Below are 15990 nucleotides of genomic sequence, written 5' to 3' on the forward strand. Positions count from 1 at the left end.
GCGAACGAAACTGGTGCTTTTGGGGAGAACAGGCTTGGCTAGTTGGCGGCTCCACCCTATCCTGATCATTCAGAACCCGCTTGACGGCGTCACGAATCTATCGCGCTCATTCTGGCCCAGGCCTGAAGCCGGATCGCGATTTGCGTCATGGCCTGTCTCGATGGTTGCCCAAGAGCATGACCCTGATTGGATCGGATAGGTGAGCAAGGCCAAGCGCGCAGCAATGATGTCGATTCCGGGAGTGCTGCTCTCGGCGCTGCTGATGCTCGCGTCACTGCCGCTGTCGGCGCAAGCGCCAGCCATGCGCATCGGCTATGTCGACATGAAGCGACTGCTCGACAATGCGCCGCAGGTCATAGCAGGGCGCCAGAAACTCCAGCAGGAGTTTGCCCCGCGTGACGATGCCTTGAAAGCCGAAGAAGCCCAGTTGCAGACCTTGCGTGCCCGCTACCAACGCGAGCACCAGGACATGACGGCATCAGATGCTGAAAACCTGCGCCGCGAGATCGATGCGCTGGACCGCTCAATCAAGCGCAAGCGCGACAGCTTGCGCAGCGAGCTCAAGTCACGCAGCGACCAAGAACTTGATCGCAGCTGGCGCGAGATCAACAACGCCGTCGTAGAATTTGCCCGCGAGCAGAACATCGACCTGATCGTACCGAGTCCCGTGGTCTACGCGAGTCCACGCATCGACGTCACCGACCAGGTACTTGAGCGCCTGAAGCGCAAACTCGACAAGCAGGCCCAACCATGAGCAGCGCATTTCGCCTTGGCGACATCGCGGAGCGATTCGGACTCGAACTCCACGGTGATCCGGACACGCTTGTTCGCGGCGTCGGAACCTTGGCCCAGGCGAGCCCGGAACAACTCGGATTCCTCGCCAATCCGCGCTACCGCTCCCAGTTGGCAAGCAGTTCGGCGGCGGCGGTCATCGTACGCGCTGTCGATGTCGAGAGTATCGGCGTATGCGATCAGGCGCTGCTCGTGGCCGCTGATCCCTATGTCGTCTTTGCAAAAATTGCAGCCTTGTTCGAAACGCGCATGGACATCCCGGGCGGCATTCACCCCAGCGCCGTTGTCGACGAATCGGCCCGGATCGCCGGTTCCGCCTCAGTCGGTGCGTTTTGCGTGGTCGAAGCCAATGCGCTGATCGGCGACAACGCGATCATCGGCGCACAATGCCATATCGGTCCGGATTGTGAGGTCGGCGCAGGTTCACGCCTGATGCCACACGTCACCCTGGTTTGCCGGGTCCGTATCGGCCAACGCGCGACGATCCATTCTGGCGCAGTCCTCGGTGCCGATGGCTTCGGCCTGGCCTTCGAGCACGATCACTGGATCAAGGTCCCCCAACTCGGCGGCGTGCGCATTGGCGATGACTGCGAAATTGGTGCCAATACGACGATTGATCGCGGCGCGCTCGAGGATACGGTGCTCGAAAACGATGTTCGCCTCGACAACCAGATCCAGATCGCCCACAACGTGATCATCGGTGCGCACACTGCAATAGCCGGATGCGCAGCGATTGCCGGAAGCACGCAGGTTGGCAAAAACTGCCTGATCGGCGGCGGGGCTGGCATAATTGGTCATTTGACGATTGCGGATCGAGTCACGATCACGGCGATGAGCCTGGTCACCCACTCAATTCGCAACCCCGGTGAATATTCGTCCGGAACACCGATTCAGGAGGGCAAGTTGTGGCGGCGCAATGCAGCGCGCTTCAAACATCTTGACCGACTGGCACGGCAGGTTGCGGACATAGAAAAGGGAACTCCCAATGAATGAACCGAATGCGACGCCTGAGCAAGGCCCGATCGACGTCCGCCGCATCGCCCAGTTGCTGCCGCATCGTTTTCCATTTCTACTGATTGATCGCGTGTTGTCGTGGGAGTCGGGAAAATCGCTGACCGCGATCAAGAACGTGACCATCAATGAACCGTTCTTCCAGGGCCATTTCCCGGGAACTCCAATCATGCCCGGCGTGCTCGTCATCGAGGCGCTCGCCCAGGCTTCCGGCGCACTCGTGCAACTGTCGGTGAGCAAGGATCCCAACCAGCCAGCCCTGTTCTATCTGGTCAAGATCGACAAGGCGCGGTTCAGCCGGGTCGTCGTACCGGGTGATCAGCTGGTTCTCGAAGTCCAGCAGAAGCGCATGTTGCGACGCATGGGTTTGTTCTGGGGCCAGGCCAAGGTTGATGGCGAAGTGGTCGCCGAAGCCGAACTGCTCTGCGCAGAGCGGGGCCAAGGATGATTCACCCGACCGCCCTAATCGACCCTGGTGCAAAAATCGGCAAAAACGTCAGCGTCGGTGCTTACAGCATCATTGGGCCCAATGTCGAGATTGGCGACGGCACCACAATTGGTCCACATGTGGTCATCGATAGCCACACACGCATCGGCAAGGACAACCAGATCTGGCAATTTGCCTCACTGGGCGCCGCTCCCCAGGACAAGAAATTCCATGGCGAGGACTCTCGTCTGGAAATTGGCGATCGCAACGTCATCCGCGAGTTCGTCTCTTTCAACCGCGGCACTGCTGATGGCGGCGGCCTGACTCGTATCGGCAACGACAACTGGTTGATGGCTTATGTGCACATTGCGCATGACTGCACAGTCGGCAACAACACGATTTTCTCGAACGCCTCATCGCTGGCCGGCCATGTCAGCGTCGACGACTGGGTCATCCTCGGCGGCTTCACCCTGGTCCATCAGTTCTGTCAGATCGGCGCGCACGCCTTCACCGCGATGGGCGCGATCATCAATCGAGATGTACCGCCGTATGTCACCGTCGCCGGAAGCTTTGCCGAACCCAAGGGCATCAACTCGGAAGGCCTGCGTCGGCGCGGATATTCATCCGACCGCATCATGTCAATCAAGCGTGCTTATCGAACTTTATATAATTCCAGCCTCCCTCTCTCCGAAGCCCGCGTCGAACTAGCTCGCGCTGCCGAAGACGCACCGGACGTGAGGTTGATGCTCGATTTCATTGAACGCTCGCAGCGTTCGCTGGTGCGTTGAGAGCCGGGAGTGGGGAGCCGGAAGTGTGGAGTCGGGAGTGGGAAGTCGGGAGTGGGAGGAGCGAACAACAGTTCGCTCGCCCGTGAACGGGCTTCTGCAGAATGCGGGAAGTGCATCGAGGATTCAGCAGGCCCTTCACGACGTTCCCGGTTTCTGCAGCTTGATCCAGTTTTTCTGAACTGCTTTTTCCATCGCCGGCTCACCGCTTCTTCGCCAACAAACATCCCGCCATCGGCTTTCCGCTAACGTGCTTCAGCCCCACCCCTCACTCCCTACTCCCCACTCCCCGCTCTTCGTCCTTGTCGCTGGCGAAGCCTCGGGTGATCTGCTGGGTGCGGGGTTGATCGACGCGCTGCGCGAACGCTTTCCCGATGCGCGATTTGCCGGAATTGGTGGACCGCGGATGATTGCGGCGGGGCTGGATGCGTGGTTTCCCGCGGAGCGTCTGGCGGTGATGGGATTGACCGAGGTATTGCGGCATTTACCGGGTTTGCTGCGGATTCGCCGTGAGGTACGAAAGCGTACGCTGGCACTGCGACCTGAAGCGTTTATCGGTATCGACGCGCCGGATTTCAATCTCGCCCTCGAGCGCAAGCTCAAGCAGGCGGGGATCCGCACGATCCACTATGTCAGCCCGTCGATCTGGGCCTGGCGCGAAAAGCGCGCGCAGAAGATCGGCCAGAGCGCGGATCGTGTGCTCTGCCTGTTTCCGATGGAACCCGCGGTCTACGCGAAGCATGGCGTCGATGCGCGCTTCGTCGGCCATCCGCTGGCCGACCAATTTGCCCTCGAACCCGACCAGGCCGGCGCACGCGCCGCCCTCGGCATTCCTCTCGACGTGCCTGTTCTCGCCATACTCCCCGGCAGCCGTCTCGGCGAGATCCGTCGCCTCGGTGCCGATTTCATCACTGCCGCGATGCTGCTCGCGAAAGAAATTCCAAATCTTCACGTGATTGCACCGATGGCTAATGCGAATTGCCGGGATGCTTTCGCGAACGAGCTCGCGAAAGCGGGAGCAGGAAGTGGGGAGTGGGGAGTGGACAGGAGCGAAGCGGCTCCTGGCTCTTTTGCTTCCACCGATTCCCCATTCCCCATTCTCGTAACAAACGGTCAATCCCACCCCGCCATGATCGCGGCCGACGCGGTTCTGCTTGCTTCCGGAACGGCGGCACTCGAAGCGATGCTGGCCAAGCGACCCATGGTCGTCGCTTACCGTCTCGCCGCGCTGACCTACCGGATCGTCAAGACCTTCGGCCTGCTCAAGGTCGAGCGCTATTCGCTGCCGAATCATCTGGCTGGACGAGAACTGGTTCCTGAATTCATGCAGGATCGCTGCACGCCGCAGGCGCTGGCCGAGGCTTTGCGACAGCCATTGATAGAGCGACAGATCAATTCGACATTGCTTGCCGAGTACACGCGTCTTCACGAGACCTTGCGCGGTGACGGTGATCGAAGCGCCGCTGCTGCGGTTGTCGATCAAGGCTGTGCGCAATGACGACCGATCTGTTTGGCCGCAATCCTGGACAATGCGATAACGAGCGGGTCGCGGGTGTCGATGAAGCTGGTCGTGGTCCCTTGGCCGGTCCGGTTGTGGTCGCTGCGGTCATTCTCGACCCGGCCAGGCCGATCAGTGGGCTGACTGACTCCAAGGCACTTGGTCCAAATCGCCGTGATCAGTTGGCGCTCGAAGTGCGCAAGCACGCGCTGGCATTCGCCATATGCTCGGTCGAAGCTGAGGAAATCGATCGCCTGAATATTCTGGCCGCAACCATGGCCGGTATGTCGCGTGCCGTAGCCGCGCTATCCATCCAGCCGACTCTCGCCCTGATTGACGGCAACCGCCTGCCCGGAGACCTTCCCTGCCGCGGACAGGCCATCGTGCGTGGCGATGCCACCGAAGCCGCGATCAGCGCGGCTTCCATCCTGGCCAAGACCGAACGCGACCGCATCATGTGTGCGCTCGATGCACTCCATCCCGGCTACGGCTTCGCCAGGCACAAGGGCTACCCGACCGCCGCCCATATCGAAGCCCTGACCCGGCTTGGACCGAGTCCACAACATCGGCGCAGCTTCGCCCCGGTGCGTGCTTGTCTCTCGGATAGTTGATCGGACTGGGAAGCTTTCGCGATTCCGGGCATACGGCGGAATCACCTGCATCGGTTCCACACCGCGGATCTACTTTTCATTTTTTTGCGCTTCTTCGGAGCGCGGCGCCGCAGCCGCTTTTCAAGCGCCTGCCAAATTCTCCTCGCCCAGCGCAGGCCGGGGCGACGAGCAGTGGTGCCAGGTATGCGGCGCCAGCAGAGTTCTGGCGGCATGGAGTTTCGGCGAGCTGACAAATAGCGGCCACAGCAGCGAAGCCTGCCGCACCCACATCCCACGCTCCCGCGCAAGCTTGTCCGCCACCGGCCGCCCGGCTACCCTGTCGGCTCCTCACGTTTGTTGCCGCCATGCCTGCGGAATTTGTTCATCTGCACGTTCACAGCGAGTATTCGCTGGTCGACTCGACGATTCGCATCGATCGATTGGTCGACGCATGTGCGGCGAACGGTACGCCAGCCGTGGCCCTGACCGATCAGGTCAATCTGTTTGCCCTGGTCAAGTTCTACGCGGCGGCTGAAAAATCCGGAATCAAGCCCATCGCCGGCGCGGATGTCTGGATTGCCGATCCGACCGATCGCGGCAAGCCGCATCGGCTGACCCTGCTTTGCCAGAATATGGAAGGCTACCGGAACCTCTCGCGACTGGTTTCACGGGCCTGGTCGGATGGCCGCCACGGTGACTTTGCCCTGATCGAAGCCGAATGGTTGTTCGAGGCGAATCGCGGCCTGGTTGTCCTTGCCGGACGTGAAAGCGATGTCGGCAAGTGTCTGCTCGGCGGCCGTGAAGACGCGGCCCGAGAGTACGCCACGCTGTGGGGCCGGCATTTTCCTGATCGCTACTACTTCGAGCTCGTGCGAACCCAGCGCGCCGATGAGGAATTGTTCATTGCCGCCGCTGTAAAGCTGGCCATCGCCCTCGACCTGCCGGCCGTGGCCAGCAACGATGTGCGCTTTATTGCCCGCGATGACTTCGAGGCGCATGAGGCACGTGTGTGCATCCACGATGGCCGCGTGCTCGCTGATCCGAAGCGGCCGCGCTCGTACTCGGCCGAGCAATACCTCAAGACACCGGCGCAGATGATCGAACTGTTCGCCGATCTGCCGCAGGCCATCGAGAACACCGTCGAACTGGCCAGGCGTTGCAATCTCGAACTCTCGTTTGGCACCTACTACCTGCCGGAATTTCCGATTCCCGAGGGCTTCACACTCGATTCGTGGATTCGCACGCAATCACGCGAGGGCCTGGCCCGACGTCTCGCCAGCCAGTCTCCCGCTGAGGGCTTCAGCACGTCCGATTACGAGAGCCGCCTCGAAACCGAAGTCGACGTCATCGTCGAAATGGGTTTTCCAGGCTACTTTCTGATCGTCGCCGACTTCATCAACTGGGCCAAGGATCACGATATCCCGGTCGGTCCCGGTCGTGGCTCGGGTGCCGGTTCGGTGGTCGCCTGGGCGCTCGGCATTACCGATATCGATCCACTCCGCTACGGCTTGCTGTTCGAGCGCTTTCTCAATCCCGAACGCGTGTCGATGCCCGATTTCGATATCGACTTCTGCATGGACAAGCGCGACCAGGTGATCGAGTACGTGGCCGCGAAATATGGCCGCGATCATGTCAGCCAGATCATCACCTTCGGCACCATGGCGGCCAAGGCCGTGCTGCGCGACAGCGGCCGCGTGCTCAGCATGCCTTATGGACAGGTTGACCGAATCGCCAAGCTGATTCCGATGCGACCGCTGGACATGAGTCTCAGCGATGCTCTCGGTCGCAGCGAAAAATCAAAAAAGGAACCTGACCGGGTCATCGCGGAATTCTGCAGCGAGTATGAAAATGACGACGCCATCCGTGAACTGGTCGATCTCGCCCTCAAACTCGAAAACCTGACTCGCAACGCCGGCAAGCATGCCGGTGGCGTGGTCATTGCACCGGGACCGCTGACCGACTACGCGCCGGTCTACAGCGAAGCGGGTGGCGAAGGTGCTGTCACCCAGTTCGACAAGGACGATGTGGAAAAAGTCGGCCTGGTCAAGTTCGATTTCCTCGGCCTGCGTACGCTGACCATCATCGATTGGGCGGTCAAGGCGATCAATGTGCGCCGCGCGAAAACCGGTGAAGCGATGCTCGACATCAGCCAGTTGGCGCTCGATGACGCGGCCGTCTACACCTTGTTCAAGCGCGCCCAGACGATCGCCGTATTCCAGTTTGAATCTCGCGGCATGCAAGGCATGCTCAAGGATGCCAAACCGGATCGTTTCGAAGATCTGATCGCGCTCGGTGCGCTGTATCGACCCGGACCGATGGACCTGATTCCGAGTTATTGCAAGCGCAAGCACGGCACCGAGCCGATCGAATATCCGGATCAGCGCGTCGAGCCGGTTCTGCGCGAGACCTACGGCATCATGGTCTACCAGGAACAGGTCATGCAGATGGCCCAGATCGTCGGCGGCTATTCGCTTGGCGGCGCCGACTTGCTGCGTCGCGCGATGGGCAAGAAGAAAGTCGAGGAGATGGCCAGGCACCGCGCGATTTTCCGCGAAGGGGCGGCCAAGAACGGTGTCGACGAACACATGGCCGATACCGTTTTCGACACGATGGAAAAATTCGCCGGCTACGGTTTCAACAAGTCGCATGCGGCGGCCTATGCGCTGGTTTCGTATCAGACTGCCTGGCTGAAAACCCACTACCCGGCCGAATTCATGGCTGCGGTGCTTTCCGCCGACATGGACAACACCGACAAGGTCGTCAATCTGCTCGGCGAGGCGCGTACGCTCGGCCTGGAAGTATTGCCGCCCGACATCAACGCCTCGGGTTACAAGTTCCACGCGATGGATGCCGACTCGGCTCGTGGTGTCTCGAAAACCATTCGTTACGGCCTCGGTGCGCTCAAGGGCGTCGGCGAAGGCGCCATCGAGAATGTGGTCGCTGCGCGAGAGAGCGGCGGCGCATTCAGGGATCTCGGCGATTTCTGCGTGCGCGTCGATGCGCACAAGATCAACAAGCGCACGCTCGAAGCCCTGATCCTGTCCGGTTCGATGGATGCGCTGGCCAGCAACCGCGCCAGCCTGATGGCACAACTGCCTGAAGCCATGCGCGCCGCCGATCAGCAGGCACGCAACGCGCTGGCTGGCCAGAATGACATGTTCGGTGCAGCCAGCCCGGCCGCGGTTTCCATTGAACTGGCCGAAGTCGAGGACTGGCCGGCTGAGCGGCGACTGGCCGGCGAGCGCGACACCCTGGGTCATTATCTTTCCGGCCACCCGACTGATGCCTGGCGCGAATTGTTCGCTCGGGTCGTGACTTGCCCGATTGGTGAGCTGGAAAAGCATCACAAGCCGCAAGAAGGTCGCAGCCGCTACGCCGGCGGCCCTTCGTTCACTCTGGCCGGCGCGGTGCTCGGCATACGCAAGCAAGGCGAGTCGCGCGCATTCGTCCAGGTTGAGGACTACTCGGGCCGTTTCGAGGCCGTGCTCTACCGCGAGGCCTGGGCCGAATTCGGTCCCTTGCTGAGCCGTGATGCCATTCTCGTTTTTGAAGGTTCGTTGTCGATCGACGATTTTTCCGGCAACTACCAGCTACGCACGCAACGGGTCAGCACGATTGAATCAGCCTGTGAGCTGCGTGCACGCGTGTTGCGCCTGCGCGTCAACGGCATTGGCGGCGACTTCGCCACGCGCCTGTACGACGCGCTCGAAGCCTGGCGCGGTGGCGGCACCACGGTGCGCATCTTGTTCAGCAATCAGAGCGGCCGCGGCGAAGTTGAACTCGGCCCGGAATGGAAGGTTCGCGCCAGCCCCGAATTGGTCCGGATCATTGCGACACTTGAAGGCGTTATCGATGCAGAATTCGTCTACGGCCATTGATGCTGCCGCGACGAGTTGTCCTGAAACGCTATACTGGCCCCCTTCCGATTCAAACAGCGTTGAATGAACCCTAACTTCCTCGAATTCGAAGCACCGATCGGCGAACTCGAAGCCAAGATCCAGGAGCTGCGTCATGCCAGCCACGGTCAGGCTTTCAATATCGAAGACGAAATCGGCAAGCTGCAAAGCAAACTGAAGACCCGCACCGCGGAAATCTTCCGCAATCTGACACCTTGGCAGGTGGCCCAGCTTGCGCGGCATCCGGCACGTCCATTCACCCTCGACTACATCAAGGTCATGTGCGAGGAATTCCACGAACTGGCCGGTGACCGAGCCTATGCCGAGGATGAGGCCATCGTTGGCGGCCTCGGTCGCATCGACGGTCGTAGCGTGGTCATCATTGGCCACCAGAAAGGCCGTGACACCAAAACCAAGATCCGGCGCAATTTCGGCATGCCGCGCCCGGAAGGCTATCGGAAGGCCTTGCGCCTGATGAAGCTGGCCGAACGCTTCAAGCTGCCGCTGCTGACTTTCATCGATACGCCGGGTGCCTATCCCGGCGTCGGTGCCGAAGAACGCGGCCAGTCCGAGGCAATTGCGCGCAACCTGATCGAAATGTCCGAACTGAAAGTGCCGATTCTGTGCACGGTGATCGGCGAAGGCGGCTCCGGCGGCGCGCTGGCAATCGGCGTCGGCGATCGCATCAACATGTTGCAGTATTCGACCTATTCGGTGATCTCGCCGGAAGGCTGTGCGTCGATTCTCTGGAAAACCGCCGAAAAGGCCAAGGATGCCGCCGCCGAACTCGGCATCACCGCCGCCCGGCTGCTCGAACTCGGCCTGGTCGACAAAGTCGTCCGCGAACCATTGGGCGGCGCCCATCGCAACCCGCATTCGATGGCCGTGCGCCTCAAGGCAGTCCTGCTCAACCAGCTCGAAGAACTCGATGTGCTGGAACCCTCGACCCTGCTTGAGCAGCGCTATCAGCGCCTGCGCCGATACGGTGAATACAAGACGAGCTGACGCCGTGCGTCAGCTGTGCGTGATCAGCAACAATCAATCCTCGGACGGCACGTCGATCTTGCCGCCGATATTGCGGTAGCTGATATCGCTGCTGCCGCGTGATTTCACGGTCAGATTTCCACGCACATCGTCGGCATCAATGTCGCCCGAGCCGATCGAGTCGACGGCCACGTCGCCGCCGACATCGGAGAAATCGAGATCACCGGATCCGATGCGACCCACACGGATGCTGCCGGTGACCTTGCGAAGGCTCAGATCACCCGATCCGCCCCTGCCAATTTCGACATCGCCACGGATGTCACGCAAGCTGATGTCACCCGAGCCGGTCGAAATCAAATGAAATCGCCCGATTGTCGAGCCTTCGACGTCACCGGAGCCGACCTCGGCGGTGAGCTTACCGACGATGTTGTCGACGTTGAGATCGCCTGAACCAGCGTCGTACTTGAGGCTGGCCAGGTCGCGCGCGTCGACATCACCGGAACCGGTATCGACTTCCACAGCCAAATCCGACGGCACGCGAATCTCAAGCTCCAGATAGGCGTAGCTCGAGCCGAACAGCGAAAACGAATACGAGCCCCTGTTGCGTTCGGTTTCGACAACAAGGCGATCACCATCGCGACGCTGATTGACGACGAGGCGACCCAGATCGTCCGCATTCGATGCACAGGCACGAGCCTGGACTTCGATTCGCGAGAGCCCGCTCACGCCGCGCAACTTCAGATCGGTCGACCCAAGCTTTGCGACCAGCGTCTTGATATCGGCGCGATCGACATTGAAGGAGCGATCGGCGTGGTTGACACAATCGGTGGCAAATGCCGATGCCGAGACGAACAGCAGGGACAGGGCGACTAGCGAGCGCATGTTGGAGCTCCAATGAAGGGTTGGACTTGATTGGATACGCTGAGTGGGAAAAGGGTTTAAGGCAACGCTGAACAAGCCGTCATTGACCAGCTTCGCGATTGTGTAGCGCTTCCAGCATGCGCTGGGATGACGAGCTGAAACCTGGCCAGCGTTGCCTTAAACCCCCGTCGAAAGATGAAGCCAAATTCCCTCAGCCGTTTGTCCCGAGCCTGTCGAAGGATGAACTCACCTCGCGAGACGACTGAGGCGAACTTCCACTCATGGTTTCCTTCGCCAAGTGCCATGAGTATTCAGCTCACCACGAACGGAAGCTGATCAGATGTTCCCGTTGCGCTCCTGAAGTTTCGTCCGTTGCCACAAGGCTTCCTGCTCATCCAGTGATTTGCCTTCAAGCTGCTCGCCCGCTTCGACGGCGATCGCTTCCATGCTGCGGAAACGCCGCTCGAACTTGGCATTGGCCGAGCGCATGGCGGTCGATACCTCGACCTTCGCATGGCGCGCGAGGTTGGCGCAGACAAACAACACATCACCAATCTCGTCAGTCAGGCGTGCCGGATCCGCGCCGCTTGCGAATTCCTCGCGAACCTCTTCAAGTTCCTCATGCAGCTTGTCGAGAACCGGGTTCACGTCGGGCCAGTCGAAACCGACGGTTGCCGCGCGCTTCTGCAGTTTGACCGCGCGCTGCCACTCGGGAAGTCCACGGGCGATGCCAGCCAGGGCACTGCTGTCCTGATCACCATCGGCCGCTCGTTCGCGGCGCTTGATCGCCTCCCAGTTGGTCAGCACTTCATCGGCGGTATCGGCCCTGGCTTCAGCGAACACATGCGGGTGACGCGTGATCATCTTGTTGCAAATCGCAGCGACGACGTCATCAAACTTGAAGTGCCCGGCCTCCTCGGCCATGCGCGCATGGAACACGACCTGCAGGAGCAGATCACCCAGCTCGTCGCAGAGATCGGCATAGTCGCGGCGATCCACCGCATCGGCGACTTCGTAGGCTTCCTCGATGGTGTAAGGAACAATCGTCTCGAAACTCTGCTTCACATCCCACGGGCAGCCGTTGTCGGGATCGCGCAGGCGCGCCATGATGGTGAGCAGGTCGTCAATTTTCTGCATCGTGCTTTCCGCGACAAGGGTTGTTGATGGCAGCCCGAGTGTAGCGCCTCATGGCAGCCAGCATTTATCCCATCCACCTGATCGAGCCTTCATGTCCGGCACCTTCCGCTCGCTTCGTGGCTTCAATTTCCGGCTCTGGGCCGGTGGTGCCTTCGTGTCCAATATCGGCACCTGGATGCAGCGCACGGCACAGGATTGGCTGGTACTCGCAGAGCTGACCGACAAGAATGCGACCGCGGTCGGTATCGTCATGGCCTTGCAGTTCGGACCGCAGGTTGTGCTGCTGCCGTTGACCGGATTTACCGCCGACCATTTCAATCGGCGCAAGGTTCTGATCGTCACCCAGACTTGCATGGGCCTGCTCGCGCTCGGCCTCGGCGTGCTCACCATCAGCGGCCACGCCCTGCTCTGGCACGTCTACGTGTTTGCCTTGCTGCTCGGTTGCGTGACCGCGTTCGATGCGCCGGCCAGACAGACTTTCGTTTCCGATCTGGTTGCCGAGTCGGAACTGTCGAATGCCGTGGCACTCAATTCGACCTCGTTCAACGCGGCGCGTCTGATTGGTCCGGCCGTTGCCGGTCTGTTGATCGCCGCAATTGGCTCGGGCTGGGTGTTCCTGATCAATGCGGCATCGTATCTGGCGGTGATTGCATCATTGCTGTTGTTGCGCGGCACCGAGTTGCAGCGCCAGGCGCGCGCCGTGCGCGCCCGTGGCGATCTGATCGAAGGCTTCCGCTATGTCTGGAACCGACCCGATCTGAAGGCGATCCTGCTGATGTTCTTCCTGATCGGAACCTTCGGCATGAACTTTGCGATCTACATCTCGACCATGTCGGTCACGGTGTTCCATGGCGGCGCAGGACAATACGGCGTACTGACGTCGACCATGGCGATTGGATCGGTCACCGGCGCACTGCTTTCAGCCGCTCGCGCACAGCCGCGAATTTCGATGCTGCTGGCCGGTGCGGCGACGTTTGGAATGGGTCTCGCCATCGCGGCACTGATGCCAAATGAATGGTTGTTCGGTGTGGCCTTGATGGTTGTCGGTATCGCTGCGCAAACCTTTACCACCACAGCCAACAGCGTGATCCAGCTTTCAACCGACCCGGTCATGCGCGGCCGCGTCCTCGCCATCATGCTGGCTCTGGCCCTCGGCGGCACACCGATCGGTGCACCGATCGTCGGCTGGGTCGCCGATACGTTCGGCCCGCGTTGGGCCATGGCGATTGGTGCCGCATCAGGAATCGCCGCCGCCCTGGTGGCCATCCGCTATCTGGTCAGGCACCGACAGTTGCGCTTGCACTTCGAAAATGGCCGGCCACGCCTGAGCGTCGACCGTCGCTGGTAAGCAGCGAGCCGCGGGGCGCGGACAGAAATCCTCGAATCAGACTGCCGCGATCTGTGTCTTCGGCTCGAACATCGTCGTACCAAACGTTGGCAGTGATTTCGGCAAGTGCAGGCGCGGCATGCCGACTACGAAGCCCTGCGCCATGTCGACGCCGCACTCGTACAGCGTGCGCAGCATGGCCACATCTTCAACACATTCGGCAATGGTTTTCTTGCCGGCGGTTTCGGCAATCGAGGTCAACGCCGCGATAATCGTGCGATCCAGATCGTCATCGGGCAAGCCCTGGATCAGCGAACCGTCGATTTTGAGAATATCGGCCTCGATCTGCTTGAGATAAGCAAATGTCGAGAAACCTGTTCCGAAATCATCGACCGCGATGCGGCAGCCCAATGCACGCAGCGCCGTCAATTGAGCCTGTGCATTCTGGATGTCGCTGATCGAGTGCGACTCGATGATCTCGATGACGATCGCCGCCGGATTGACGTCGTACTCGACGATCTTCGCGGTCACGTAATCGATGATCCCGGCCTTCTCCAGGGTCTGCGCCGAGATGTTGATGGTCAGCGCGATCGGGCGCGGGCTGTCACGTGTTTCGCGCAATGCCATCAGCGCGTGATCGATCACCCAGAAATCGATTTCCTGCATCAGGCCGAAGCGCTCGGCCGCAGGCAGGAATGCATTGGGTGAAATCAGCTCGCCCTGGTTGCCCCGGAGCCGAACGAGCACCTCGAACAACGCTTCCTCGTAGGGGTTGCGTTCAAGTTGGCGCAGCCAGATGTCCTTGCTGTTCTTGCTGCCGACGGAATCGTTTTCGATGCCATTGAGCGGCACGATCGGCTGATAGCAGAGCACAAAGCGATTGGTGCGCAAGGCTTCTTCGAGGCGTACCGACCAGCCGAGATCAACATCAAGCGCAGCCAGGCGGCCCGTTTCCGGTGAATACATCTGGCACTGGTTGCGACCGCTGCGCTTGGCCATGTGGCAGGCGATATCGGCGAACGCCATGGCATCGCCCGGTGAGTACATGCTGTCGTCAATCTTCACGCAGCCAATCGACATCGTGATGCGATAGCTCTTCGAGCCATAGGTAAACGGCATCGCCGTCAGCACCTTGCGGAAGCCGTCTGCAAGGCTCATCAAGTCGCTGGATCCGACATTGGTCAAGAGCACGGCGAATTCGTCGCCACCCATGCGGGCGAGGTAGTCGCTGCCGCGCAGACGCGATTTCAGGCGCTGACTGACTTCGACGAGCAGACGGTCGCCGGCAGCATGGCCTGCGGTGTCATTGATGTACTTGAACCGATCAAGATCAATGAACAACAACATCGCCGATTGTCCGGTGCGCCGGACCCGATTGCATTCCTGTTCCAGTTGGGCTTCGAACCAGGCGCGGTTGTACAGCTTGGTCAGGCTGTCATGCTCGGCCTGCCAGCGCAGCTCATCCTCAAGCAAGCGGCGAGCCGAAATATCACGGAAAGCCACAACCGAACCATTCTGCTCGGCATCCATGCGCAGCGGATGCACATTGCATTCGACCGGAATGCCACGCTTGGCCAAAGTCCAGAACTGGGTCTGCAATGCGGAAAGCTGGCTGGCATTGGCATAGCACTGACTGAGCTGCGATGCGGCGCGTTGCATCGGCATGCCGTGTTCGTCGGCATAGTGAAATGCCTCGAAAGCCGAGTGTCCGATCAGCTCATCGGCTTCCGTATAGCCAAGCAGATCGAGTGCCGCGGGATTGATGAACTGGATGATGCCCTCGCTGTCGACGCCATAAACACCTTCGCCAACCGAGGACAGAATGCCTTGCAGGCGACGGCGCTCATTGTCGATCGCCTTGCGATCATTGATGGTTCGCGCCAACGATGCGATACGCGCAAGCAACAGGTCGCGTGATTCACTCTTGAACAGACATTCCAGCGCGCCGCAGGCCAGCGACTCGGCAATCACCGCATCGGAGTAGGTTCCGGTAATGGTCGCCGTAAGGATGTGCTGGGTTTCCGGGTTGTTGCGAATCATCGTGATCAGCGCGGTGCCATTTTTCTCCGGCATCAGATAATCGATGATGGCGATGTCGTAAGTCTGCGCGGAAACCTTGCTCCAGCCATCGGCAACGCTTTCGGCGGTATCCACGTGGTAGCCGTGCTTCTGCAGCAATCTTGAATAGCCGAGGCGCACGGTGGCCGAATCATCGACCAGCAGAATCCGGATCTGCTCGTCATGGGCGCTCAGAACCGGCTTGATTTCTTCGTTCGGTCGCAACAACTGACTGACCGCGTTCGGCGCTTCGAGATACTCCGACCACAAGGTCAGGGCGGTACGTGGTCGTGACATGCGCCAGTTGACGGCATTGGCGTTGCTCGAATCAGCCATGATCAGGACCGGCAGATGCTCGAAACGTTCGCCATGCAGCAAACCGAACACATCCTCGACAACGCCCTCCGAATACTCCGGCCAACCCAGTACGACTGCATCGAGATTGGCGTAGCCGATCTGGGTTCGGCGCAAGGTTTCGTAGGCCTCGGCAAGCGTGGGCACGGCGGTGACGACATAGCCGCTCTGACTGAGAACAGCCGAAAGTGCACGGCGCCGTGTTTGCGATGTATCAGCCAGCAGGATCTGATTCATGGACTACCGCTCATGGTGGACCGACAGGGATCT

General features: G+C 60.4%; 11 protein-coding genes and 1 pseudogene. 9 read left to right on the top strand and 3 right to left on the bottom strand.

The genetic code is table 11. From position 1 onward, the window contains the following. The first annotated feature begins 199 nt into the window (after positions 1-199). The 8 genes from VFN25_RS04250 to VFN25_RS04285 all read left to right on the top strand — a co-directional run bounded on the left by VFN25_RS04250 (position 200) and on the right by VFN25_RS04285 (position 10004). Positions 200-754 (top strand): OmpH family outer membrane protein, encoded by a 555-nt coding sequence (locus tag VFN25_RS04250; protein WP_325139171.1) that lies wholly within the window; start codon positions 200-202, stop codon positions 752-754. Beyond that, positions 751-1785 (top strand): UDP-3-O-(3-hydroxymyristoyl)glucosamine N-acyltransferase, encoded by a 1035-nt coding sequence (gene lpxD, locus VFN25_RS04255; RefSeq protein ID WP_325139173.1) that lies wholly within the window; start codon positions 751-753, stop codon positions 1783-1785. The genes VFN25_RS04250 and lpxD overlap by 4 nt, the downstream gene beginning before the upstream one ends. Then, entirely contained in the window at positions 1778-2251 is a 474-nt protein-coding gene (gene fabZ / locus VFN25_RS04260) for a 3-hydroxyacyl-ACP dehydratase FabZ (protein ID WP_325139175.1), read from the top strand. Before lpxD ends, fabZ begins: the two co-directional genes overlap by 8 nt. Beyond that, positions 2248-3018, top strand: a complete 771-nt coding sequence (gene lpxA / locus VFN25_RS04265; protein WP_325139177.1) for an acyl-ACP--UDP-N-acetylglucosamine O-acyltransferase — start codon at positions 2248-2250, stop codon at positions 3016-3018. Before fabZ ends, lpxA begins: the two co-directional genes overlap by 4 nt. 247 nt (positions 3019-3265) lie before the next feature. Beyond that, the gene (lpxB, locus tag VFN25_RS04270) at positions 3266-4513 is read left to right on the top strand and encodes a lipid-A-disaccharide synthase (protein ID WP_325139179.1); all 1248 of its coding nucleotides are present in this window, start codon (positions 3266-3268) and stop codon (positions 4511-4513) included. Continuing rightward, the gene (rnhB, locus tag VFN25_RS04275; RefSeq protein WP_325139181.1) at positions 4510-5124 is read left to right on the top strand and encodes a ribonuclease HII; all 615 of its coding nucleotides are present in this window, start codon (positions 4510-4512) and stop codon (positions 5122-5124) included. The genes lpxB and rnhB overlap by 4 nt, the downstream gene beginning before the upstream one ends. 344 nt (positions 5125-5468) lie before the next feature. Then, the gene (dnaE, locus tag VFN25_RS04280) at positions 5469-8981 is read left to right on the top strand and encodes a DNA polymerase III subunit alpha (protein WP_325139183.1); all 3513 of its coding nucleotides are present in this window, start codon (positions 5469-5471) and stop codon (positions 8979-8981) included. 63 nt (positions 8982-9044) lie between these two features. Next, a complete protein-coding gene (locus VFN25_RS04285) occupies positions 9045-10004 on the top strand; it encodes an acetyl-CoA carboxylase carboxyltransferase subunit alpha (RefSeq protein WP_325139185.1) in 960 nt (319 codons plus the stop codon). Positions 10005-10037: 33 nt separating this feature from the next. On the opposite strand, the gene VFN25_RS04290 is transcribed toward VFN25_RS04285, so the two are convergent. Together VFN25_RS04290 and mazG are read right to left on the bottom strand one after the other, a co-directional pair. Beyond that, positions 10038-10865, bottom strand: coding sequence for a DUF4097 family beta strand repeat-containing protein (locus tag VFN25_RS04290; protein ID WP_325139188.1), 828 nt, complete (start codon positions 10863-10865; stop codon positions 10038-10040). A gap of 318 nt (positions 10866-11183) precedes the next feature. Beyond that, positions 11184-11981 (bottom strand): annotated as a pseudogene (mazG, locus tag VFN25_RS04295) (nucleoside triphosphate pyrophosphohydrolase); the annotation flags it as partial. A gap of 91 nt (positions 11982-12072) precedes the next feature. Between mazG and VFN25_RS04300 the strand changes: the two are divergent. Continuing rightward, positions 12073-13329 (top strand): MFS transporter, encoded by a 1257-nt coding sequence (locus VFN25_RS04300; protein WP_325139189.1) that lies wholly within the window; start codon positions 12073-12075, stop codon positions 13327-13329. 36 nt (positions 13330-13365) lie between these two features. Here the strand turns inward: VFN25_RS04300 and VFN25_RS04305 are convergent, their stop codons facing one another. Further along, on the bottom strand, positions 13366-15957 hold the full coding sequence (locus tag VFN25_RS04305) for an EAL domain-containing protein (protein ID WP_325139191.1): 2592 nt from the start codon (positions 15955-15957) through the stop codon (positions 13366-13368). Positions 15958-15990: the final 33 nt, after the last annotated feature.

This window comes from Dokdonella sp., assembly GCF_035703485.1.
Lineage (GTDB): Bacteria > Pseudomonadota > Gammaproteobacteria > Xanthomonadales > Rhodanobacteraceae > Dokdonella.

Coding starts and splice junctions, on each gene's coding strand:
- lpxD (WP_325139173.1), top strand. CDS start 751: ATGAGCAGCGCATTTCGCCTTGGCGACATCGCGGAGCGATTCGGACTC.
- VFN25_RS04290 (WP_325139188.1), bottom strand. CDS start 10,865: ATGCGCTCGCTAGTCGCCCTGTCCCTGCTGTTCGTCTCGGCATCGGCA.
- lpxA (WP_325139177.1), top strand. CDS start 2,248: ATGATTCACCCGACCGCCCTAATCGACCCTGGTGCAAAAATCGGCAAA.
- VFN25_RS04300 (WP_325139189.1), top strand. CDS start 12,073: ATGTCCGGCACCTTCCGCTCGCTTCGTGGCTTCAATTTCCGGCTCTGG.
- VFN25_RS04285 (WP_325139185.1), top strand. CDS start 9,045: ATGAACCCTAACTTCCTCGAATTCGAAGCACCGATCGGCGAACTCGAA.
- rnhB (WP_325139181.1), top strand. CDS start 4,510: ATGACGACCGATCTGTTTGGCCGCAATCCTGGACAATGCGATAACGAG.
- fabZ (WP_325139175.1), top strand. CDS start 1,778: ATGAATGAACCGAATGCGACGCCTGAGCAAGGCCCGATCGACGTCCGC.
- VFN25_RS04305 (WP_325139191.1), bottom strand. CDS start 15,957: ATGAATCAGATCCTGCTGGCTGATACATCGCAAACACGGCGCCGTGCA.
- dnaE (WP_325139183.1), top strand. CDS start 5,469: ATGCCTGCGGAATTTGTTCATCTGCACGTTCACAGCGAGTATTCGCTG.